This is a genomic window from Priestia sp. 179-F W1.4 NHS (genome assembly GCF_045369295.1).
Classification (GTDB): domain Bacteria; phylum Bacillota; class Bacilli; order Bacillales; family Bacillaceae_H; genus Priestia; species Priestia zanthoxyli.
The window spans coordinates 164,833-187,720 of sequence record NZ_JBIQFF010000004.1 but is presented as its reverse complement, the minus strand read 5'-3'; the positions used below and the strand labels follow the sequence as shown (position 1 = coordinate 187,720).

Sequence of the window (22,888 nt, the reverse complement as noted above, 5' to 3'; positions counted from 1 at the left end):
CTCTATTCATTATATCGGAATTTCCACCTAAACCTTTAGCATCCGCAAGGAAGTTGAGACCATTTTCACAGTCCACCTTAAACATAGGTCTATAGATAGAGAGTCTGCAAACATTCAGCACACTTTTACTCTTTTTTCCTTTCGTTAGAACGATAGGTGGGACGCGTGGGCTCTTCATTTGAACGAATCATCTCACGATTATGCTTTTCTAACCCATGTTTAATTTCTTGAGAGCATGAATGGCAAAGTTTCCCTTCCCGAATCTGAGCGTTGCATTGCATGCATGGATAGCTTATATTTGGAAAGTTAGCTAACACTAAGCGACCTTGTCGAATAAATTGATGAATTAACAAATCTGAAACGCCCGTTTCTTTCATCACTTCGTAAGTCGTTGCTGTACGATTTGCTCTTTTCTTCAAGAATGAAGAAACACGTTGAAACAGAGCTTCTTCTTTGTCAAAACATGATTTACATATACTTATTGATCCAATTTTCACAAATAAATGACCGCATTCCCTGCAATTATCTAACGTTCCCATATTCGAAACTCCTCATTTGTTTTTTATTTTACTATCGGTCAAAGTTTTAAATTATACATCTTCATGCACGAATTAAAGTGAGCGAACGAACTGAACGTGCCCCAGCTTCCTGCAAACACTTTGCCGCTTGGCGCACGGTTGCTCCTGTTGTATAAATGTCATCAATCAAGAGAAATTCTTGATTCGTAACCATTGAGGAGTCGACTACTTTAAATTCCAGCCTTTCTGTCAGCCGACTTCGCCTATTTTTCTTTGATTGCTTTGTTCCTGAACAACGAACAAGAGGCATTTCTATGTTGTCACTGATCAGTTCAGCTAGTGCTAAAGATTGGTTAAACCCTCTTTCGTATAATCTCTCCTCCGTTAAAGGTACAGGAACTAGTATAGCTTTTGGATTACATTCTTTTTTATAGAACTTATACCACTGCTCCTTGAATGCTTGGATAATTTCATAGTCTCCTTGAAATTTAAAACGCTCTATTATGCTTTGCATAAAATCACTGTACGTATAAAGAGAACGGTTAAAAAAAGAAGCATCATTCCATTTCTGACAGTCCTTACATGTGTCTAGCTCATAATGAGAAGGAGCCAGGTCTGCAAGAGAGCGGCCGCATCCCCTGCAAACGCTACTGGTGATGATGGGACATCTTTGCAAGCAAACAGTGCAAATCCTATCCGTTGAAGAAGATTTTAACAATGACCTCCAATCGAAAGAAGAGACAAGAGGTTCAAAACAAATCAGACATATTGTCATCGATCAATCAGCCCTTCCTTATAAGCTAGAGCATTCATATGTTCAATATGTCCTTTTGCTTTTCGCATAGACAGAGATTGTCCATAATGAAAAAAGACCACGTCTCCCGTTGGAAATTGAGCACTCCTCCCCACCCTTCCTGAAATCTGCACAAGAGCACTTTCAGTAAAAATCGTTTCTTCTGCTCCCAATACTGCAACATCTATGTTGGGAACCGTTACGCCTCGCTCCAATATGGTTGTCGTTACTAAAATAACGAGCTGCCCTTCTCTAAATTTCATTACTTTTTCTTTTCGCTGGGAATCTTCAGCATGGACACCGTCTACCTTTTCGGTCAGCTTTCGAATCATGTCTGTGATCGGAGCAATCCACTTAATTTGCGGGACGAAGACAAAGCATTGTTTCCCTTCATCTATTCTTTTTTTTACCCATTTCTCAACATTAGCAGGCAAGGTATCTGTTTTTATTTTTTTCTTCCAATTGCCACACCATTCAAACCGAGGAACAGGAATAAGCATTCGGTGATAGCGGGCTGGAATTTTAACTACTTGTTTTTTTCCTTGCTCAACGTCTTTTTTTAATGATTCACTTGGAGTCGCTGTTAAATAAATCTTTGACACAACGTGTTTAGCTGCTTTTGCAACAGCATAGTGCAGCATAGGCTCTGTTGAATACGGGAATGCATCTACTTCGTCAATAATCAGCACATCGAATGCTTGATAATAATGCAAAAGTTGATGAGTGGTGGAAATAATAAGAGAGGATTCATGAAAACGGTCTTCGCTGCCTCCATACATAGCCAGCACAGATATATCCGGAAATGCCGATTGAATTCTTGGCTTTAACTCAATAACCACGTCTGTTCTTGGAGTAGCAATACAGACTTTCTTTCCGCTGTTCAACGCGGATTCAATACCTTTAAATAAAATTTCCGTTTTTCCTGCTCCGCAAACAGCCCAAATTAACAGCTCTCCATCCTTTTTTATAGCTTGAATGAGTTCATTTGAAGCACGTTCTTGAGCTTTAGACAGCGTGCCTTTCCAATTCATCACGCTGCTTTTTGGCAGGACATTACTTGCTGGCCCTTCCCAGTTTATAAAGGGTGTGCATTCACTCACTTTGCCCATTACAATACATGCTCGGCAATAGTAGCAGTTCTGGTGACATCTACTGCATGGAAATGAAGCGAAATAAAAAGGGCTATCACTTCCACACCGATTGCATCTATATCGATTTTCTTTTTGGGTGATTGCTTTTTGATAGGAAATATATCCGTTTAGGTAATGTTCATGAATGAGGGGTAAAGGATAGGGAGTCTGATTGAGTAGCAGCTGCTTTCCGCTTAAAGAGCGCTGAAGATCTAAAGAGTAAGGGTATGAAGGATTTAAAGGTGGAGTTCTCCACGTATCGATTTGAGAGAGAGGAAAAGCATCAGGACTAGGCACTTGAACGGGATCTAGCAGTTCTTGTTTAACAGTAAAAAGCATCTCTTCATTCCTTTCCATTTTTATCGTACACATCTATATACGCAAAAAAAGGTGTTTTTTCCTGCAAAAAAACCAAATCAAATGATTTGGTTTTCAATTACTTTTTATACCAGCCTATACCGATGGCACCTTCACCTAAATGCGTGCCAATGACAGCCCCAAAATAAGAAAGGCTCCATTCAATATGAGGATATTCTTGTTCTAAGTCTCGTTGAATTTCTTTTGCTTCATTTTCACGATTAGAATGAATAACTACAGCTTTCATAGGTACGTTTTCTTTTGCATCTTCATCAAGAAGCTCGGTAATTCGTTTTAATGCTCGCTTACGCGTACGAATTTTTTCAAACGGAACGATTTTTTTAGATTCAAAATGGAGCACGGGCTTTACTTGAAGAAGACTGCCAATAATAGCCTGAGCAGCATTTAGGCGACCTCCGCGCTGTAAGTGAGATAAATCATCTACCATAAAATACGCACGCATTGATAGTTTCATCTCTTCGAAACGCGCAATGATTTCGTCAGGATGTTTATTTAATCGGACCATCTCGGCTCCTTCAATCGCATAAAAGCCCTGAACCATACAGCTGATTTCTGAATCAAATACGTGCACATCAAAGTCTTCTACCATGCTACCTGCCGTCAAAGCACCCTGATACGTTCCGCTAATTCCACTAGATAACGTAATAACGATAGCAGCATCGAACTGATCTCGTTTTAACTGTTCAAACAACTCTACAAATTCTCCAATAGCAGGCTGAGAAGTGGTTGGAAGATTTTTTGCTTCTTTAATTTTTTCAAAATATTGATTTGCAGTCATATCTACTTCTTCACGATATGTTTCTTCACCAAAAATAACGCTTAGCGGTACCATATGTATATGATAGTTTGATCGAATTTCCTCTGATATATAGGCGGTACTATCTGTAATAATTGCTGTTTTCATAAGATAGGGATCCATCCTTTGTTATATAAAATAATTTCACTCTATTCTACAACATTTAGGATTAAAATGCATGTAACGAGAGGTTTACCTATTAGTAAAAGCTCCTTCACGTATACATATTAATTAACAAACCTTGAATTTCCCCTACCTGCTTGAGTAAATTTAAACTGTCTTTTTCTTTTTGAAGGATATCATTTGTCAAGTCAACTAGTTTCGTATCCACTTCTTTCACTAGCTTATATACTTTAGTGGTTCCTCTGTGGTTAAATCCTCTTTCTTCATGCAGTTCAAAACCATTTTTAACGACTTCGTTCATAAACTGCTTCACAAGCGTCTTGTATTTCCGCAAAGAATCAATAGTTTGACTTTTTACTAACTGCTTTCCCTGTTCTTCAATTTTATTTATCACTTGAGTTAAATGTTCATAGGTCAGTTCTTTTTGTTTCTTTACCATTACTCCTGTAAATGAAGCCGAACTACTTACTTCTTTTTCTCTAATGAGATTCACGGAAGAAGAAAGACCGTTAATTCGCTGTAACTCCACTATGTATCTCTCCTTTCTCTGTTAGTATACACTTCATTCAGTTTAGACTTTTAGATGTGCTTGCTTGATTAGCTGAAAAGTTTCGAGAGGCATCTGATGCGTGGATATGATGATTATCCTTTAGCTAAGAGTAATACGTATGTGCTGTTCATAAGAAGACAGCTTGTTTTTGCGGGGCGAAGAGGTAACTTTAGGCGTCTCTTTTAACACTTCATTCCAAGCGTTAGAAAGCTTCTTCATCATTTGTTGAACTTCACATAAAATAAACGTATCTTTTTTTAAATTAGCCATAATTAATCTCTCAGACATATAGTTGTAAAGGGTATCTAACTGCTCTGCAATAATACCTGCTTGATATGTTAAGCCAATTCCTAGACGATATAAAATATCGTTGCACTGTTTAATTTTTTCATTCGCTGTAAAATAATCGCTGTGTTGAATTGCTCTAACAGCTTCATCAATATTTTGAATAAATTTTTCATACATCATAGCTGTTAGCTCTTGAGGAGATTTATGATAGATTAATTCTTCCGTTATAAAATTCAGCTTCATCACCTTCTTGCCTTCTTTAAATCCATTTTCTATGTGTTGCGCTATAACTCTTAAATTTTTAAAGTATACCAGTTGAGGTTTGAATAAATTCTTTTACGACCTCATATGTATCTGAATGTATTGAAGACCTTCCTTTACAAGAGCTTGCATCAAATGGATGGACATTGTTTTGAGGTATGGATGCTTTTGTCGAAAGTTGAAGGACGAGTAAATGCACAGAGGTATCACCCTTCGCCTTCCTAGAAGATATCTTCTTCCCTTAACTTATCGGTTGGTTTCCTCTCTCATTACACATGACTTTTTACCCACAATTTCAAAAAAAGTTATAAAAAGAAAAAAAAAGTCCGATATACCTAGTGGTATATCGGACTTTTGAACTTATCTTACTTCTACCCAACCGTTTTTGATTGCCACAACAACAGCTTGCGTGCGATCATTTACATTCATTTTTTGCAAAATATTACTCACATGGTTTTTAACGGTTTTTTCACTAATATATAATGCTTCTCCGATTCCTCGGTTACTTTTACCATCAGCCAACAATTGTAGCACTTCGCACTCACGACGTGTTAACAAATGCAGTGGACGGCGAATCTCAATTGGTTCGTGCGGATAAGAAGACGACTGTCCTTGAGCTGCTAGTCGACGGTACTCTTTTACTAAACTATGTGTTACTTTAGGGTGTAAATATGAACCACCTTCTGCAACTACTTTCACCGCTTCAATTAACGCATCCGCATCCATTTCTTTTAGCAGATAGCCTCGTGCCCCTGTTTGCAAGGCATGAGTTACATATGTCTCATCATCATGAATAGATAAGATAATAACTTTAGCATCCGGATTTACTTCTACAAGCTTTTTCGTAGCTTCTACACCATTCACAGCCGGCATGTTAATATCCATGATTACAACATCAGGTTGATGTTCTTCTACAAGGTCAATAACTTCGCTACCGTCGTCACCTTCTGCAACTACTTCAAAATCTTTTTCGAAATCTAAAATTCTTTTTACTCCTTCACGGAATAATTGGTGATCGTCGATTATGATAATTCTTGTCTGCATGTTTGATTCCTCCCCAAATCGAACAACAAATGTTTTACTCTATATTGACCCCTATTTATATACATATCTCTGCCTTTTTAAGCGGCTATAATCGGTACTTTAATCATAACAAGCGTGCCTTGATTAATTTTCGAATGAACAGAAATAGTCCCATCTAACAAATCAACACGCTCTTTCATTCCTATTAAGCCGAACGAATTCTCTTTTTTCTCTTCTTGATTAAAACCACAGCCGTCATCTTTGACCAGCAAAATAGCGTGTTCATTGTTGAACTCTATCTTCACCTGGATTTCCGTCGCGTCTGCATGTTTTAATGCGTTCGTTACAGCTTCTTGCACTAGACGAAACAGTGCTACTTCTAATTTTGAAGCAGTTCGCTTCTCTTGTCCAATGGAAATAAACGTAATCCGAGGCTTGCCTTCGTTATAATCTTCGATTGTATCAAGATATTTACGCAGCGTCGGAATTAGACCTAAGTCGTCAAGTGCCATCGGTCTTAAATCATATATAATTCGACGTACTTCGTATAGGGCAGAACGAACCATTTTTCGTAAATCCCGAATTTCCTCCATTGCTTCTTTTGCACTACGTTCCCGGTAAATTCGGTCAATTAATTCTGATCTCATCATAACATTTGCAAGCATTTGAGCTGGGCCGTCATGAATCTCTCTTGACAAACGTTTCCGTTCCTCTTCCTGAGCTTCAATAATCCGAAAGCCAAAATACTCTTTTTGAATAGCATCTTCTACTATTTCCCCTACTTGTTTTAAGTCACTTGTTAAATAATTTAACACAACGGAAATTTGACCTACTAAGTGATCTGCACGTTTAATCGTTTCTTCCAATGTAAGCAAGCGTCTTTCTAGTTCATCTCGACGATTACGCAGCTGATATTCGCTTTGCTGATTCATCAGCAGCTTGGTTTGTAATTCGTGTGCTTTTTCATAAGCGTCTTTTACTTCAGGCTCTGAATAAATTTGAAAATGTCGGCTCACATCAGACAAACGCTTTCGAGCCAACCTTGCCTGAGTTTCTAATTTATCACCTTGCTCTATCGTCTCAAGAACTTTTCCTTTTAACACTTCTAACTCTTCTTTAATTTGCTGATATTCTTGTCTGGCATCTTCAGAAAGGCGATAGACTTCATTTTTACTATCTCCCACTGTGCCAATAATCTTCTCAAAAATTTCATCAAGTGCCTTGCTTGTTAATTTATGTTTCGACATTTACTCACCCCAAACTATACTCACATTCGGAGAAATGTCTATACGTTCATGCTATATATAGTATTCGTATGACCTATCTGAATTGTGAGGATAAGATCCATATTTTCTCCCTATCTGACTTTTTATATCCAAAAAGTAACGGTTGTTTTAGTACCCTCAAACTCGACATCAATCGACTCTTGACTCGCGTTATTTGAATAGATTACCATTTACGCTCACTCTTCAACAGTGACTAACTGCCTGTTTAAATCATTTCATTATTTAGCTATACAAGCCTGCACACTATTTTATTATAACGTATATTCTGTATGGCTTGTTTAAGTGATGTTGAATTTGATTAATTGATGTCTTTTCATAAACATTTTATACTAATAGCAAGTAAACAGTACGTAAATACCCGTTTTTCTTCTATTTATAACTCTAAGGAGGATTTTTTGATTGTTATCACAATATTATACCGTAAAACAAGAAGGTTCACATGAAATCACTATTCAAAAATCTAGATTCATTTGTCATATGAAACGTGTAACAACTGAAGAAGAAGCTCAGCAATTTATTCAAGACATTAAAAAACAGCACTGGAATGCTACTCATAACTGTTCAGCTTACCTAATTGGAGAACGAGATCAATTTCAAAAAGCAAACGATGATGGAGAACCAAGTGGAACAGCAGGCGTACCAATGTTAGAAGTGCTTAAAAAGAGAGGCTTAAAAGATACGGTAGTCGTCGTTACGCGCTATTTCGGAGGTATTAAATTGGGCGCAGGTGGATTGGTGCGCGCGTATGGAAAATCCGTTTCCGAAGCGTTAAATGAATTAGGTACAGTCAAACGAACTCTCATGGCGGTTATGCATACAACCGTCGACTATACATGGCTTGGAAAATTAGAGAATGAGCTTCGCAGTTCCGTTTATCTATTAAAAGAAATCCACTACGCAGACATGGTAGAGATTGAAACATTTGTAGAGGAAGCTCAAACAGAAGCATTTATTGAATGGATGACCGAGCTAACAAACGGCCAAGCAGATATTCGAGCAGGTGAGACGACCTATTTAGAAGAAGATGTAGAATGAATTATTTACTCTTATTAAAAAACATTGTACAATTGATAAATAGCGCAACTATTCTGATGGTTGCGCTACTTGTCAATGAGTAAAAACCTCGTAAAGACGCATAGCTTTGACGAGTTTGATTCATACATTCCAATTTATAACACATACTAAGTGTCACAATAAGTGTTCGAATATACGAATAAAAGGAGAAACCGTATGGCTCAATATAGACGTTTTCAAAAAAGAGTAAACAAACGGAAAAGAAAACGAAGGCTTTTTACATTTTTTCTGTTACCTATCCTTATTTTAGGGCTTTCTGCAACCGCTTATGGCTCTTATTTATTTGTTAAGGCTAAAACAGTAGCTTCTGATTCTTATGAAGGACTTGGAGATCGCGATAACTCTCCTATGCGTGATCGTAAAATCGATCCCAAAAAAGATGATATATCCATTTTATTTATGGGCGTAGATGACAGTGAAACCAGGAAGTTCGGAAAATCAGCCCGTACAGATGCTTTGATTTTGGCGACCTTTAACGAAACAAATAAAACCGTAAAGCTTGTAAGCATACCTCGAGATTCGCGGGTTTATATACCTGAAGTGAACAAAAAAGATAAAATTACGCATGCGCATGCGTACGGAGGTCCAAAAGCAACTGTAGAAACGGTAGAACAGCTGTTTAATGTCCCTGTTGATTACTATGTTAAAGTGAATTTTAAAGCTTTCACAGACATTGTAGACTCACTTGGGGGAATCGATTTTGATGTACCTTATGCGATGAGTGAAAAGGACTCAAAAGATCGTCATAATGCTATTGTCTTAAAACCAGGAAACCAACATTTGAATGGTGAAGAAGCGTTAGCTGTTGCTCGAACACGAAAACAAGACAACGATATTGAGCGAGGAAAAAGACAACAGCAGTTGATCGAAGCCATGATTAAAAAAGCTGCTTCCATTGGATCACTTAATAAATATGGCAATCTTATCGAAGCGGTTGGCGATAATATGAAAACGAATTTAATGTTCGGTGAAATGCTTTCGTTTTATGATTACGCTTCGAAAAAAGTAGACATCGAAACCATTAACTTAGACGGTAGCGATGAAAAAATTAACGGCGTTTACTACTTCAAACTAGACAATGATTCAGTGGAAAAAGTAAGTGAAAAGCTCCGCAAGCATTTAGGCATTGAATCAACTTCAGATACAACAGAATAATTAAAAAGACCTCTTGGATATCCAAGAGGTCTTTTTAATTAATTTTTTAAACGAAGCCCACGAACCATGTTAAGAATTGGCCTATATGTCTTATCAACTAATCCTATTTTTTCAACGATAATTTCAATCGCCACAAGGAGGATAGCTAGTACAAGAAAAGACCCCCACATTGTTTGTACCTTTGAAAAGATAACTGCCGCTAAACCAAATATCGCACTCATTCCATAAATAATTAAAACCGTTTGTCTATGGCTGTACCCTAAGCGCAACAAGCAATGATGCAAATGAGATTTATCAGGAGCCGATAGCGGTTGATTTTTTACGATTCGGCGAATAATAGCAAAGAACGTATCTGAAATTGGTACCCCTAAAATAATAACTGGAACAATGAAGGAAATAACCGCTACATTTTTAAATCCTAACAGAGACAATACAGAAATCATATAGCCTAAAAATAGTGCTCCTGTATCGCCCATGAAAATCTTAGCGGGGTGAAAGTTGTAAAACAAAAATCCAAGCGTACTTCCCAATACGATGAAACCCATGCTTGTCACAAACACATTACCCATCATAATAGCCATACCAGAGATGGTAATCAATACAATAGAGGAAACGCCGGCAGCTAATCCATCCAATCCATCAATTAAATTAATAGCATTGGTAATTCCTACAATCCATAATACCGTAATTGGAATACTTAACATTCCGAATTCTAATTTTCCGCCAAACGGCAAGTTAATGAAGTCAATTTGGACTCCACCGTATACAACAACAATTAATGTCGCTACTAGCTGACCGCCTAATTTAATTTTAGCGGATAGCTCAATCATATCATCTAAGACACCGGTAATGATGATAATGATGCTTCCGATTAAAATCGGCAGCGCATATTTACTGTCAGGCTGTAAAACGAGGTATCCAATAAGAAAACTAAAAAATATCGCCAAACCTCCAAGGCGAGGCATAATTTTTTGATGAACTTTTCGTTGATTTGGTTTATCCGTTGCACCTATTTTAAACGCCAGCTTCTTAACCAGCGGAGTGATCAGAATAGATGTAATAAAACAAATAAACAAGGTCAAATATAGCATGGAGACCCTCCTCAGGTTTATGTTAACCAAAACCATAAAAAATGTATCCAACTTTATATAATTGGATAGTATTTCAAATTGCGTATAACAATAATTACTTACTTATTCCCAAAATGGATTATATCACAATGATTCTACTACTTAAATAGAAATTTATTCTCAAAAATTAGCACATTTACAAACTATTAATAGAAAAGAACTGTATTTTTTGGTGTATAAACAGCTGATTTACTTTATTCTTATGTGGTTATTTTATGTAGAACATTTTCTTTACTATATTTTATTAAAATATAAGCGAACTCCCCCCTTTTCGTCTAATTTATTCGTCATCTTTAACTCTTTTTCCTTTTTATTAAGCATATTTAAACCTTTATTTTTATTTCACATGGCCCCACTCATTATATGAACAAACTTTTGACCTATGCATGTCCACTACTTCAAACCACATTCGCTGAATCGTTGTCCTTATCTTATATCATCTAAAAGTTAAAATATAGTGAAATGGACAGAGATAAAATTAAACAAAAAAAGGAATTTTATCAAAAAAATGAAACTTTTTTTGATACGGTTCGTAATACATAGTAGAAACAGTATCATTCATCTTACATAAAGGGGGTGTTGAATGAACTATGTTTGGTCTATCTGTTCAAACAGTGTATTTGTATGGATTAATTATCTGCGGAAGTCTCACCTTCTTATACATTTTATTTAGCGATTTGTTAGATGGATTATCTGAAGCGATACCTTTTTTTAACCCCACTCTTCTTTTTTCTTTTTTAACATTCTTTAGTGCCAGTGGATATTTGTTCACCTATACGTCATTGCAAAATTATTGGATTATTTCGATTTCCGCTCTTATTGCCCTTCTACTCGTTATTTTGCTCAACGTTTTCGTATTGATTCCTTTATCATCGGCTGAAGAGTCTCTTGCTTTTACTGAAGATTCGTTAAAAGGAAGACTTGGTACCATTATTACTTCCGTTCCTGCAGATGGTTATGGAGAAGTATTTATCGAAGGGGTTAGCGGCACGATCTCCAAACCCGCTGCCAGCTTTAAAAACACTGCTATACCTTTAGGCAGCAAAGTGCTTGTGGTAGATATACAAAGGGGCAACGCACTCGTTGTGATTTACGAAGAAGTTATGACCAATCACTCATTATAAATAGTATTAGGGGGAGTTTTATGTTTTCAACACCTATATTAGTTGTCGTTGGAATTGTTGTTTTTTTATTAATTGCGCTGATTGCCGTATTTATTACAAAATACCGTACAGCAGGTCCAGATGAAGCGTTAATTGTAACAGGGAGCTATCTCGGAAATAAAAACGTGCACGTCGATGAATCCGGAAACCGCATTAAAATTGTTCGCGGCGGCGGTACGTTTGTGCTGCCAGTTTTTCAGCAGGCTGAGCCTCTGAGCTTGCTGTCAAGCAAACTGGAAGTATCTACACCTGAAGTATATACAGAACAAGGTGTTCCAGTTATGGCTGATGGGGTATCAATCATCAAAATTGGAGGTTCTATTTCAGAAATCGCAACGGCCGCTGAGCAGTTTTTGGGCAAAGCAAAAGAAGATCGTGAAACCGAAGCTAGAGAAGTCTTAGAAGGTCACCTTCGTTCGATTCTTGGTTCTATGACGGTCGAAGAAATTTATAAAAACCGTGAAAAATTCTCTCAAGAAGTACAGCGCGTAGCTTCACAAGATCTAGCTAAAATGGGATTAATTATTGTATCGTTTACAATTAAAGACGTTCGGGATAAGAACGGCTATCTAGAATCGCTAGGGAAGCCTCGTATTGCTCAAGTTAAGCGAGATGCTGACATTGCAACAGCGGAAGCTGAAAAAGAAACAAGAATCAAGCGTGCCGAGGCTCATAAAGATGCCCAAAAAGCGGAGCTTGAGCGAAATACAGAAATCGCGGAAGCTGAAAAAATGAATCAATTAAAAACCGCTGAATATCGTCGCGAACAAGATATTGCCAAAGCTCGTGCTGACCAAGCGTATGATCTAGAAACAGCTCGCGCGAAACAAGATGTAACAGAACAAGAAATGCAAATCCGCATTATTGAACGTCAGAAACAAATTGAATTAGAAGAAAAAGAAATTCTTCGTCGTGAGCGTCAATACGATTCTGAAGTAAAAAAGAAAGCAGATGCAGATCGTTACTCTGTTGAGCAATCCGCAGAAGCTGAAAAAGCAAAACAGCTTGCGGAAGCTGACGCCAACAAATATCGAATTGAAGCAATGGCTAAAGCTGAAGCTGAACGCGTTCGAATTGATGGTTTAGCAAAAGCTGACGCTCAGCGTGCCCAAGGTGAATCTGAAGCTGAGATTATCCGCTTAAAAGGTTTAGCAGAAGCAGAGGCTAAACAAAAAGTTGCGGAAGCATTCGAGCAGTTTGGTCAAGCAGCTATTTTAGATATGATTATCAAAATGCTTCCTGAATATGCAAAACAAGTTGCAAGTCCTTTAGCAAATATCGATAAAATTACGGTTGTGGATACAGGAAGCAACGGTGAAAACAGCGGAGCTAATAAAGTGACTGGTTATGCAACAAACTTAATGTCTTCTCTTCAAGAATCGCTGAAAGCATCCTCAGGTATAGATGTAAAGGAATTGATTGAGAACTTTTCTGGAAAAGGAAATGTGCGCCAGAGCTTGCACGAACTAACGGATGAAATCAAGCAACAAAACAAAAAAGAAGATATCTAAAAATAAAAAGCATGCGGATATCATCCGCATGCTTTTTTAACCTCTTAACACTCGAAGAAGAAACCTAGGCAATTCTAACTGACGCTTCCATCTCCATGGTTCTTTTAATAGTCGATAAAGCCACTCTAAACCAAATTTTTGAAAAACAGCCGGTGCCCGGTTCAATCGTCCTGAAATAACATCAAACGAGCCGCCTACGCCTTGATAAACAGAAGGATTGAGTTTTTCTTTATGAGCAATAATCCAATTTTCTTGCGCTGGACTGCCTAAAGCGACAAACACAATTTCTGCTCCTGAATCATTAATCGTACGTTCAATGACTTCTTCATTTTTTTCATAGCCATTTAATGTTCCAACAATTAAAATCCCTGGAAACATCTCTTCCAATTTAGCTTTGGCTTCATCTGCAATGCCGGGCTTGGCTCCGTATAAAAAAATTCTTTTACCGTTATTTGTTGCTTCTTTGCACAGCTTCAGCATCATATCAATACCCGTTACACGCTCACGAATACGTCCCTTTTTGAGCTTTGAAGCTAAAATCACACCGATTCCATCTGGAATTTGATAAGTCGCTTGATTTAACAGTGACTTTAGTTCCTGATCTTCTTGTGCTTTCATAATTTTTTCAGGATTGATTGCTACAATAAATGATTTTCGGCCTTTATCTATATCCTGAAGTAACTTTACCGCTAGCTCATCGTACGTGTCGCTACAAACGTCTATTCCTAAGATGTTTTCCTTCATTAAATCACCCGTATGTTGATTTTTTAGTTTTTTACAAACGAAAGACAGGCTGTTCAGCCCGTCTTTTTATAAAGTAGAAACTTTTGAATCACCAAGTAACACTACGTCAAAGCCTGCTGCTTTCCATTGATCACGCTGAATGCAGTTTTTCGTATCAAAAATAATCTTTGTACGCATATGATTTTCAACAGCTGATGGAAGAAGCTCTTTGAACTCATTATGATCTGTTAAAATAAGAATCACATCTGCATGTGCAACAGCTTCATCCAAACTTTGCGTCTGACGTTCGATTTTATTCTCTTTGATATGAGGATCAAATGCTGTGTAATCAACACCTAGCTTTTCTAAGTGATGAAGCACATCCGTTGATGGACTTTCACGCATATCATCGATATTTCCTTTAAAAGCTAAACCTAAAACAGCTACACGTCCATGTTGAATGCCCTTTTCATCTAGTAGGCTTTTCGTTTTTAATGCTGTATATTCAGGCATTGAATCATTTGTCTGACGAGAAAGAGAAATAATTTTCGCAAGTTCTGGCTGAAGCTCCGTTAAGAACCAAGGGTCAACAGCAATACAGTGGCCGCCTACACCAGGACCTGGTAAATGGATGTTTACACGTGGATGATAGTTCGCTAACTTAATCGCTTCCCACGCATTTACACCAATTTTTTCACTGATTTTTGCCAGCTCATTTGCAAAGGCAATGTTCACATCACGATATGTGTTTTCAATTACTTTCACCATTTCAGCTGTTGTAGCATCCGTTACGTGAATATTTCCTTTTACAAATGTTTTATAAAGCTCAACAGTCAAGCGACTGGACTCTTCGTTAATACCACCGACAATACGGTCATTATTTACTAGTTCCTCAAATACTTTTCCTGGAATAACACGTTCAGGTGAGTGAGAAACAAATAACTCACTGCCTAATTCTAAACCAGTTTCTTTTAGCACAGGTAGCATAACGTCTTCTACTGTACGCGGAGGAACTGTGGATTCTAAAATAACTAAATTTCCTTTACGAACGTAAGGAACAATTGATTTTGTCGCTTCTCGAACATAGTTCAAGTTTGCCGTTTTATCTTCATTAATTGGTGATGGTACAGCAATAATAAAAATATCCGCCTCTTCAGCTGTTGTGCCTACCGTAAAGTGGCCGTTGTCAACTGCTGATTCTAAACGTTCTTGTAAGCCGTTTTCTTCTATATGAAGTTGCTTATTTTTAATTAATTCTACTGCTTTTTCATTTACGTCAACACCATGTACATATAAGCCGTGATTGGCAAACATAACAGCTGTCGGTAAACCTATATATCCTAAACCAACTACACACAATTTCTTTGTCATTGCAGAAAATCTCCTTTATATGACATGCTTAATAAATAAAACCTATCTGATATTATATCGAAAAATGTCATTTCATGATAGCATTTATATAAAAACATGAAATAATTTCTTTTACTTATTATTATGTAACATTTTATGAGAATTCACCAATAAACGATATAACCATCTTTTGTACAACGGGCTCTAACCCAAAAGAACTATTGAAAATCTCCTTGATTCCCAATAGTTCCCCCAGTAAATATATTTTACATATGCCCTTCTTTTTCGACAATTTCTCTAAAATAGCTCACTAACTCTTCTCGCAGCGGTTCTCTTTGTAAGGCTAAATCAATTGTTGCTTTAATGAATCCAAATTTATCTCCAACATCATAACGTTTTCCTTCGAAATAATAAGCAAGAACACGTTGAAATTCATTCAGACGTAAAATAGCATCTGTTAATTGAATTTCTCCACCTGCACCAATCTCTTCTCTGCTTAAGATATCAAAAATTTCCGGTGTTAAAATATAGCGCCCCATAATTGCATAGCCTGAAGGGGCATCTTCTGGATTCGGTTTTTCAACGAGCGTTTCTACGTCTAATAATCCTTTTTCAAGAGGCTCTCCTTTAGGGCCTACAATTCCGTACTTTGAGGTTTCTTTCCTAGGCACCTCCTGTACACCAACTACAGCGCATTCATATTTTTCGTATACGTCCATTAACTGTTTCAAACAAGGTGTTTCTGATTGAACTACATCATCCCCTAGCATAACAGCAAACGGTTCATCTCCGATAAAACTTCTTGCACAGTGAATGGCATGACCTAATCCTTTAGGTTCCTTTTGACGAATGTAGTGAACATTAGCCAAATTCGAAATCCCCTGCACTTCTTCAAGCATGTCCCACTTTTCCTTTGCCGCTAATGTTTCTTCTAGCTCATATGATTTATCAAAATGATCCTCGATTGCTCGTTTTCCGCGACCGCTTACAATTAAAATATCTTCAATACCTGATGCTACTGCTTCTTCCACAATGTATTGAATCGTTGGTTTATCTACAATTGGCAGCATTTCTTTAGGCTGTGCTTTTGTAGCCGGCAAAAAGCGTGTCCCTAATCCAGCTGCTGGAATAATAGCTTTACGAATTTTCACTTACTTTTCCTCCTGTCAATGTCAATCGTGCTTATTGGTTATAGTATAGTAAGTCTTCGATTGAGTATGTACACAAAGTCATGTTGAATCCATTTCTTTTTATAAAGAGTCATGTTGGATTCTGCTTTATCATAACAAAAGATTTTGTATAATTCTATTTTTATCATTTATAATGAAAAGAAAATTAATCACTTATAAATATAATTTTATGTTCCACTTATGTATAGAAAGGAATGGGATTATGAGTTCGTTTTCAGATCACTTACAGCACCAATTTATACATCATTTCCCGTACAGTGATGCACGTTATCGTACAAATGCCCAAGCAGGACTAGACCTTTACCGTACCCATTCATTCTTCATTTTGCACAATGATGAACAGATATTAAACGTTAAAATCGATTCGTTTTATGTTGAACTAAACAAACAGCTGCTCCCTGAAAGTACCTGTTCTTGTCAGCATAACGGATTTTGTGAACACTGCTTTGCAGCGTTTTTTTATATGTATTCATTAATAGAACCGCTTTCGCCCCTATTCAAAGAATGGCGAAACCATGAGAAAGAAGATTTGACTATGCTATCTGCCAAACAAGTGTTAAAAAAACCCAAGGCAACTTTTCAAGAGTGGAGACAAACTTTTGAGGAGCAGTATACGCTTTTTATGCAGGGGCGGAACGGAAATGACCGGTCCATTTATCATGAATATTATCAGTACTATTACCGTTCTTTAGTGAAAAAAGCTCCTGAGCATCCATTGCTTTATGCTTTATTTTGTATCTATGGAGCGGTTCATACATTTTATAAACTATCAGCTCAATTACAGGCACATCAGCTTTCTACTAACATCGAGGAATCATTCGTATATAGTCACGTCTACAAAATAACAAATGAAATTTATGCTACCGCTGATTCATTAAAGCAAACGAAATACGATCGGGATGCATTATCTATTATAGAGGACAGCATCCCATACATCCGAGAATTATTGCATAATGATATACCTTTACAATATGAGCGTATTGAAATTTATCGGGTTATTTGGCAAAAAGTCTTCACGTTAGAAAGATGGCGAAAAAATGAGGAACGCGAATTAAAAGCCAAGCATGGTTCTTTTATAAATAATACAGCTCTTTCCTATCTTTTATTTCTTCAAGAAAAAGATAGAGAAGCAAAAGAACGTTTGAGCGATGGAACATTACAAATGATTCCCTATCTTATCCCTTGGTTAAATGATTTATTGCACGAAAAAGAAACTGACCGCTTTGCTCAGTGGGGCTCTTATATAATGACCTATATAGGAGATTACGTACGCACCGTTCCAACTACTTATCAAGGAAGCCGAAATATGGTCTCCATGATTGTAAATTTATTTCAGCACTATAAAGACTTAACGAACGAGCAAACTTTGTATACTGAAGCATTGCAAACATTACTTCCCTATAGTTTTATTGAATACAGTGATTTTCTATATGCTTCTAACCAATTAAAAAAATGGGTTGAATTACAGGTGCTTCTTCAATATGACAGCATCAAATATGACGAGCAAACGATAGAGGCCTTAAAACAAAAAGATGAAAAGCTGGTTATTCCTCTTTATCATCAAATGATTTCAAAGCTGATTTATGAAAAAAAGAAAAGCAGTTATCAAGAAGCCTATATCTACTTACAAGAATTAAAAAGACTTTATCTACAAATGAATCGCTCTCTACTATGGGAACATTATATGGAAGAATTAGCGATAAAAACGAAGAAACAGCGCGCATTTCAACAACTATTAGAAAAAGGAGATTTACTGAATGTTTGATTTGTTTCATTTAACACTTGAAGTCGAACCTGTACACGATGACTTTTTTCTCTACTGTGTATCACCTAGCGGCCAAATTTTGCTCCCTGATACATGGAAAGATGCGCTGTTTCTATGGCATGAACAGACCTATTACGGAAGTGAAGCTACACAGGTTGAGATTAATGGAAAAAAAGGAATTCTTCTTTCTGCATGGCAAATGTTCACTTTCATACAATCACCTATTCAACAGCATGTGTTGAAACCGGCTTTGTCCGCTTCAGCGGAAGATTATCAGCAAATTGCAGTCGATATGAAAAAGAAGATTATCCAAGGGAAATTTCATTCTCTTCCTTTAAAAAAACAAATGACTGGATCGCTTTCACAAGCTGATGAGCAAGAGTGGCGAGCACAAATTAAAGAGAGCCTATTAAAAAAAGAAGGAAAAGACTTTTTAATAAGCATAGGAGGCGAGAGCTATAATCCTCCCTTTGACCTTTCATTGCGTGTTGTAGAGCCAACGACCGATGGAGATGTATGGACGGCTGAAACATTTGTGATTCCCCACGATGAAGCCAAAGAACCTTTTATACTGGGAAGAACACTTCCTAAAGAGTGGAATCACTACGAATCATATATCGCTTACGAACACGAACGATGGAAAGCATTGGCTCCTACTTTATACCAAAAAGGAGCGTTTATTCAGTCTGTCCTAACAGATGAGGAAGTATGGGAATTTCTAACTCAAGATAGTGCAGCATTGATTGAACAAGGTGTCTCTATCCATTTGCCAAGCTGGTGGGAATCATTAAAAAAAGCCACCATAAAAGTATCTGGCGCTATAGAAAATACTTCATCTGCATTGTTTGGTAAACAAGCTATCAGCAGCTTCCGCTGGTCATTTTCTATTGGCGATCAAACTTTTTCAGAAGAAGAGTTTCGGAAATTAGTCGAACAAAAACGCCGATTATTATCTATTAACGGACAGTGGATTCAACTGGATTCTAGATTAATTAAACAAGCGCAGAAAATTGTTAAAGAAGCTAGTAAAAAAGGCGTCTCAATTCATGAAATTTTAAAAACGAAGCTAACCTACATGGCAGACAGTAAAACTGATGAAGAAGAGGTAAAAGTTGAATTCCAACTCCCCGCTTCCTTTCAATCATTTATTACATCCTTAACGGATTTAGAACGGCTGCCGGAAGTGCTGCCTCCCTCTGAATTTAAAGGAATATTAAGACCTTATCAGCAGCAAGGCTTGAATTGGCTCATGTTTTTGAGAAAGTTTAACTTAGGAGGATGTCTAGCAGATGACATGGGGCTAGGTAAAACCATTCAATTAATTAGTTATTTAACAAACATTCATCAGTTACATAGCTTTCCTTCTCTTATCGTTTGCCCAACTTCTTTAATTGGAAACTGGGAAAAAGAATTACAGAAATTTGCCCCTTCTCTTCGTGTTCATGTTCATTACGGGCCGAAAAGAACCGGCGGAGATGCATTTGAGAAGATATGTGAAAGTACTGACGTGGTGATTACGACTTATCAAGTTGCCCTTTTGGATGTCGAATTGTTGAAAGGGTTTATATGGAACAGCATTTCCTTAGACGAAGCGCAACATGTTAAAAACCCGCAGACTAAACAGGCGAGAGCCATCCGTCAGCTGCAAGGAAGACACAAAATTGCGCTTACTGGAACTCCAATTGAAAACCGTCTGCTGGAACTATGGTCATTATTTGAATTCATCAATCCCGGTTACTTAGGAACAATCAATTCATTTAAAAACCGATTTGTAGCTGGCATTGAAAAAGGCGAGAAACCTGAACGAACTGTTGAGCTTAAAGCACTCATTCAACCTTTCTTATTGAGAAGAACAAAACAAGATAAAAGCATCGCCCGCTCACTGCCTGATAAACAAGAACAAAAAGAATATATCCCGCTGACAGCGGAACAAGCTTCACTTTACCAGGAGCTAGTTCAAGAAATGCTTCAAGAAACAGAGGAAAAAACAGGATTTGAACGAAAAGGCATGATTTTGCAAACACTAAATAAGCTAAAATTATTATGCAATCATCCAGCTTTGTACTTAAAGGAAAGTGCAGCTAAACAAACGGTACGGCGATCTCATAAAAGTGAAAAAATTATTGAACTCGTAGAGAGCATTCGTACACAGCAAGAAAGCTGTTTAATCTTTACTCAGTATATTGAAACAGGACTCATGCTACAACGAACCTTAGAAAAAGAAATCAACGAGCCGGTTTTATTCCTTCACGGAAGTTTGTCAAAAGAGCAAAGAGATGAAATGGTTGCTCAATTTCAAGCAAGGAAAAAAGCCATCTTTATCCTTTCTCTTCGCGCAGGTGGAACTGGATTGAATTTAACAGCTGCAAATCACGTTATTCATTTTGACCGATGGTGGAACCCAGCCGTTGAAAACCAGGCAACCGATCGGGCCCATCGCATTGGTCAGAATAAATTTGTTCATGTTCATAAATTCATTACAAGAGGAACGATTGAAGAAAAAATTGATGAAGTGATCAATCAAAAACAACATCTCAACAATGAACTCATCCAAGGAGATCAATGGGTAACAGAACTTTCGAATAAAGAGCTACAAGAGCTTCTTGCTTACAGAAATGAATAAGAAAAATTATAAAATGTGTTACACCGTTACCAAAAAGAGGACTTTTTTACTTGTCCTCTTTTTTTATTAGATCATTCGACACAAAAAAATAAGTGTAAATCGTTCTTCAACTACTGATAAAGATACAAAAAACGCGATAAATATCGTTTTTTGAATAAAAAGGTATTTTTATAGCGAAAAAGACCCTTTACTTTCTCTTTAAATTCCAGCATATTTATACATATAATATTTTTGTAATTTAATAGACATATTGGAAAAATAAACACGAAACATTTACATAATTAGGGGGATTTATTAATGAAAAAAAGGCAGCTCGCTTTATCTCTAGGCGCCATTGTTGGCGGGACATTCTTATATCAAGCTTCAGCTGAAGCATCTGCTTCAACTGTTCAAGTGAAAGCTGGAGATACACTTTGGTCGTTATCTACTAAATATCATACAACGATAGAAGCTTTAAAAAGCGTAAATAAGTTATCTTCAAATACAATTCGCATAGGACAAACGTTATCGATTCCTTCTGCTTCAACCTCTCAACCATCTAATAAGGAAGAAAAGCCTTCAGCTCCTGCTACTGGTTCAACCTATAAAGTTCAAAGCGGCGATACCCTTTGGAAAGTGGCTACTCGTTTTAATATGAGCGTAGAAGAATTAAAACGTTTGAACACTCTTTCTTCCAACATCATTTATATTAACCAAACGTTAAAAGTAAATGGAAGCAACAGCGCATCGACTCCAACTACGAGTAAACCAGCAGAAACTCCTTCTAAGGATGCAAACGGAACTTACAAAGTTCAGCGTGGAGATAGCCTGTCTAAAATAGCTTCGGCATTTCACATGAGCGTCAGCGAATTAAAACAAATAAATGGATTAACGTCTAATACGATTTATGTAAATCAACAATTAAAGGTATCAAAAAGCGCTCAAACAACTACGTCAACAACAAAACCAAGTACATCAACACCTTCAACTTCTAGCGGAACATTAAATGTATCGCAAATGATTTCAGATGCAAAACGTTATATGGGTGTTCCTTACAAATGGGGTGGCACAACTCCTTCTGGTTTCGACTGCAGCGGATTCATTTATTACGTAATGAAACAACAAATTTCTACAACGCGCTATACGACGGCTGGTTATTGGAGTGTATCAACACCCGTAAGTAATCCACAGCCTGGTGACCTAGTGTTTTTTAATACATATTCTAGCGGCCCTACACATATGGGCATTTACCTTGGTAATCGTCAATTTATTCATGCTGGATCTTCTACCGGTGTAACCATTGCAAGCTTAGATAACAGCTACTGGAGCAAGCGCTACTTGGGTGCAAAAAGGTTTGCTAAATAACTGATAGAAGCTGAGACAAGAGTATGTTAGCTGAAGGAAGATCCGAATGAGTTTGATTCTTGATGGAGAATCAAACTCGTTCGGATCTTTTCATTAAAAAAACCGTTAAATAATTTAACGGCTGAAATAGAGGAATAATTCGGGGATAGTGAATACTTTAATTTTCTCTCTTGAGAATATAGAAAGAGCCTTGCTCTTAAGGAGGATCTATCTTCTATTATGATAGATAAGGGGAATTAAAACCTTAGCTGAACTAATCACCCCCTTTCATACTAGATCACTTTATTCTTCTTGTTGATTTGAACCAAATGAAGAAGAATCAGATGGCTTTCCACTTAAAAATTTAACCGCATCAGCCACAACGTCGGTCATATATACTCGTTGCTGAAGATTATTTTCAAATGTGCGCGTTTGTACACGCCCTACCACGCCTACAACCGCTCCTTTATCACAGTAAGCAGCTGTATTTTCTGCATTTTTTCTCCACAGAGTAATGTTGACAAAATCAGCATCATATTCACCTTCAACATTTCGAAACGTTCGATTAATTGCTAACGTAATAGTAGATACGGCAATCCCTTCATGGGTATATCGAAGCTCCGGCTTTTTTGTCAGTCTTCCTACAAGAACAATATGGTTAATCATAGTCTACCACTCCAACTGATTGAATAATGGGAATCTTTAAGCTCATTCATGTTATAATATGGATAACCT

20 protein-coding genes are annotated in these 22,888 nt (G+C 37.2%); 7 read left to right on the top strand and 13 right to left on the bottom strand.

The features are described 5' to 3' along the window. Positions 1 to 125 precede the first annotated feature (125 nt). From ACH0CI_RS19465 to ACH0CI_RS19430, 8 genes are all read right to left on the bottom strand, one after another. A complete protein-coding gene (locus ACH0CI_RS19465; RefSeq protein ID WP_028412012.1) occupies positions 126 to 539 on the bottom strand; it encodes a TIGR03826 family flagellar region protein in 414 nt (137 codons plus the stop codon). A 61-nt stretch (positions 540 to 600) separates the two neighbouring features. Further along, positions 601 to 1,194, bottom strand: a complete 594-nt coding sequence (locus ACH0CI_RS19460; protein ID WP_224980623.1) for a ComF family protein — start codon at positions 1,192 to 1,194, stop codon at positions 601 to 603. Positions 1,195 to 1,289: 95 nt separating this feature from the next. After that, positions 1,290 to 2,780, bottom strand: a complete 1,491-nt coding sequence (locus tag ACH0CI_RS19455; protein WP_406902112.1) for an ATP-dependent helicase ComFA — start codon at positions 2,778 to 2,780, stop codon at positions 1,290 to 1,292. Positions 2,781 to 2,877: 97 nt separating this feature from the next. Further along, positions 2,878 to 3,723: a DegV family protein gene (locus ACH0CI_RS19450; protein WP_033580406.1), complete on the bottom strand. Its 846-nt coding sequence runs from the start codon at positions 3,721 to 3,723 to the stop codon at positions 2,878 to 2,880. Between the two features lie 106 nt (positions 3,724 to 3,829). Next, a complete protein-coding gene (locus ACH0CI_RS19445) occupies positions 3,830 to 4,267 on the bottom strand; it encodes a YaaR family protein (RefSeq protein WP_033580405.1) in 438 nt (145 codons plus the stop codon). A gap of 120 nt (positions 4,268 to 4,387) precedes the next feature. Continuing rightward, positions 4,388 to 4,819 (bottom strand): flagellar export chaperone FliS, encoded by a 432-nt coding sequence (fliS, locus tag ACH0CI_RS19440; RefSeq protein WP_081732844.1) that lies wholly within the window; start codon positions 4,817 to 4,819, stop codon positions 4,388 to 4,390. Positions 4,820 to 5,197: 378 nt separating this feature from the next. After that, positions 5,198 to 5,881: a response regulator gene (locus tag ACH0CI_RS19435; RefSeq protein ID WP_013059772.1), complete on the bottom strand. Its 684-nt coding sequence runs from the start codon at positions 5,879 to 5,881 to the stop codon at positions 5,198 to 5,200. A 77-nt stretch (positions 5,882 to 5,958) separates the two neighbouring features. After that, the gene (locus tag ACH0CI_RS19430) at positions 5,959 to 7,107 is read right to left on the bottom strand and encodes a sensor histidine kinase (protein WP_013059773.1); all 1,149 of its coding nucleotides are present in this window, start codon (positions 7,105 to 7,107) and stop codon (positions 5,959 to 5,961) included. Positions 7,108 to 7,545: 438 nt separating this feature from the next. Between ACH0CI_RS19430 and ACH0CI_RS19425 the strand changes: the two genes are divergently transcribed. Together ACH0CI_RS19425 and ACH0CI_RS19420 are read left to right on the top strand one after the other, a co-directional pair. Then, complete coding sequence (locus ACH0CI_RS19425; RefSeq protein WP_028412006.1) at positions 7,546 to 8,181, top strand: YigZ family protein; 636 nt, start codon at positions 7,546 to 7,548, stop codon at positions 8,179 to 8,181. Positions 8,182 to 8,376: 195 nt separating this feature from the next. Beyond that, positions 8,377 to 9,375, top strand: coding sequence for an LCP family protein (locus ACH0CI_RS19420; protein WP_028412005.1), 999 nt, complete (start codon positions 8,377 to 8,379; stop codon positions 9,373 to 9,375). 38 nt (positions 9,376 to 9,413) lie between these two features. On the opposite strand, the gene ACH0CI_RS19415 is transcribed toward ACH0CI_RS19420, so the two are convergent. Beyond that, complete coding sequence (locus tag ACH0CI_RS19415; protein WP_013059776.1) at positions 9,414 to 10,466, bottom strand: glycosyltransferase family 4 protein; 1,053 nt, start codon at positions 10,464 to 10,466, stop codon at positions 9,414 to 9,416. A 629-nt stretch (positions 10,467 to 11,095) separates the two neighbouring features. On the opposite strand from ACH0CI_RS19415, the gene ACH0CI_RS19410 reads away from it, so the two are divergent. Beyond that, the gene (locus ACH0CI_RS19410; RefSeq protein ID WP_013059777.1) at positions 11,096 to 11,629 is read left to right on the top strand and encodes an NfeD family membrane protein; all 534 of its coding nucleotides are present in this window, start codon (positions 11,096 to 11,098) and stop codon (positions 11,627 to 11,629) included. A 20-nt stretch (positions 11,630 to 11,649) separates the two neighbouring features. Continuing rightward, a complete protein-coding gene (locus tag ACH0CI_RS19405) occupies positions 11,650 to 13,179 on the top strand; it encodes a flotillin lipid rafts scaffold protein FloT (RefSeq protein ID WP_028412004.1) in 1,530 nt (509 codons plus the stop codon). Between the two features lie 36 nt (positions 13,180 to 13,215). Here ACH0CI_RS19405 and ACH0CI_RS19400 read toward each other — a convergent pair whose 3' ends face one another. From ACH0CI_RS19400 to galU, 3 genes are all read right to left on the bottom strand, one after another. After that, positions 13,216 to 13,923, bottom strand: a complete 708-nt coding sequence (locus ACH0CI_RS19400; protein ID WP_406902111.1) for a WecB/TagA/CpsF family glycosyltransferase — start codon at positions 13,921 to 13,923, stop codon at positions 13,216 to 13,218. Positions 13,924 to 13,989: 66 nt separating this feature from the next. Then, the gene (locus tag ACH0CI_RS19395; protein WP_028412002.1) at positions 13,990 to 15,273 is read right to left on the bottom strand and encodes a nucleotide sugar dehydrogenase; all 1,284 of its coding nucleotides are present in this window, start codon (positions 15,271 to 15,273) and stop codon (positions 13,990 to 13,992) included. Positions 15,274 to 15,518: 245 nt separating this feature from the next. Next, positions 15,519 to 16,403, bottom strand: coding sequence for a UTP--glucose-1-phosphate uridylyltransferase GalU (gene galU, locus ACH0CI_RS19390; protein ID WP_028412001.1), 885 nt, complete (start codon positions 16,401 to 16,403; stop codon positions 15,519 to 15,521). A gap of 241 nt (positions 16,404 to 16,644) precedes the next feature. Between galU and ACH0CI_RS19385 the strand changes: the two genes are divergently transcribed. From ACH0CI_RS19385 to ACH0CI_RS19375, 3 genes are all read left to right on the top strand, one after another. Continuing rightward, entirely contained in the window at positions 16,645 to 18,207 is a 1,563-nt protein-coding gene (locus ACH0CI_RS19385; protein ID WP_406902110.1) for a replication initiation protein, read from the top strand. Further along, positions 18,200 to 20,830, top strand: coding sequence for a DEAD/DEAH box helicase (locus tag ACH0CI_RS19380; protein ID WP_406902109.1), 2,631 nt, complete (start codon positions 18,200 to 18,202; stop codon positions 20,828 to 20,830). Before ACH0CI_RS19385 ends, ACH0CI_RS19380 begins: the two co-directional genes overlap by 8 nt. Before the next feature lie 297 nt (positions 20,831 to 21,127). Then, positions 21,128 to 22,174, top strand: coding sequence for a C40 family peptidase (locus ACH0CI_RS19375; RefSeq protein WP_406902108.1), 1,047 nt, complete (start codon positions 21,128 to 21,130; stop codon positions 22,172 to 22,174). Positions 22,175 to 22,456: 282 nt separating this feature from the next. Here ACH0CI_RS19375 and ssb read toward each other — a convergent pair whose 3' ends face one another. Next, entirely contained in the window at positions 22,457 to 22,819 is a 363-nt protein-coding gene (ssb, locus tag ACH0CI_RS19370; RefSeq protein WP_028411997.1) for a single-stranded DNA-binding protein, read from the bottom strand. Positions 22,820 to 22,888: the final 69 nt, after the last annotated feature.

Excerpts from the sequence above, each read along its gene's own strand:
- ACH0CI_RS19435 (WP_013059772.1), bottom strand. The coding sequence starts at position 5,881 with ATGCAGACAAGAATTATCATAATCGACGATCACCAATTATTCCGTGAA.
- ACH0CI_RS19380 (WP_406902109.1), top strand. The coding sequence starts at position 18,200 with ATGTTTGATTTGTTTCATTTAACACTTGAAGTCGAACCTGTACACGAT.
- ssb (WP_028411997.1), bottom strand. The coding sequence starts at position 22,819 with ATGATTAACCATATTGTTCTTGTAGGAAGACTGACAAAAAAGCCGGAG.
- ACH0CI_RS19415 (WP_013059776.1), bottom strand. The coding sequence starts at position 10,466 with ATGCTATATTTGACCTTGTTTATTTGTTTTATTACATCTATTCTGATC.
- ACH0CI_RS19455 (WP_406902112.1), bottom strand. The coding sequence starts at position 2,780 with ATGCTTTTTACTGTTAAACAAGAACTGCTAGATCCCGTTCAAGTGCCT.
- ACH0CI_RS19385 (WP_406902110.1), top strand. The coding sequence starts at position 16,645 with ATGAGTTCGTTTTCAGATCACTTACAGCACCAATTTATACATCATTTC.
- ACH0CI_RS19420 (WP_028412005.1), top strand. The coding sequence starts at position 8,377 with ATGGCTCAATATAGACGTTTTCAAAAAAGAGTAAACAAACGGAAAAGA.
- ACH0CI_RS19375 (WP_406902108.1), top strand. The coding sequence starts at position 21,128 with ATGAAAAAAAGGCAGCTCGCTTTATCTCTAGGCGCCATTGTTGGCGGG.
- ACH0CI_RS19400 (WP_406902111.1), bottom strand. The coding sequence starts at position 13,923 with ATGAAGGAAAACATCTTAGGAATAGACGTTTGTAGCGACACGTACGAT.
- ACH0CI_RS19465 (WP_028412012.1), bottom strand. The coding sequence starts at position 539 with ATGGGAACGTTAGATAATTGCAGGGAATGCGGTCATTTATTTGTGAAA.
- ACH0CI_RS19430 (WP_013059773.1), bottom strand. The coding sequence starts at position 7,107 with ATGTCGAAACATAAATTAACAAGCAAGGCACTTGATGAAATTTTTGAG.
- ACH0CI_RS19410 (WP_013059777.1), top strand. The coding sequence starts at position 11,096 with ATGTTTGGTCTATCTGTTCAAACAGTGTATTTGTATGGATTAATTATC.
- ACH0CI_RS19395 (WP_028412002.1), bottom strand. The coding sequence starts at position 15,273 with ATGACAAAGAAATTGTGTGTAGTTGGTTTAGGATATATAGGTTTACCG.
- ACH0CI_RS19450 (WP_033580406.1), bottom strand. The coding sequence starts at position 3,723 with ATGAAAACAGCAATTATTACAGATAGTACCGCCTATATATCAGAGGAA.
- fliS (WP_081732844.1), bottom strand. The coding sequence starts at position 4,819 with ATGAAGCTGAATTTTATAACGGAAGAATTAATCTATCATAAATCTCCT.
- ACH0CI_RS19405 (WP_028412004.1), top strand. The coding sequence starts at position 11,650 with ATGTTTTCAACACCTATATTAGTTGTCGTTGGAATTGTTGTTTTTTTA.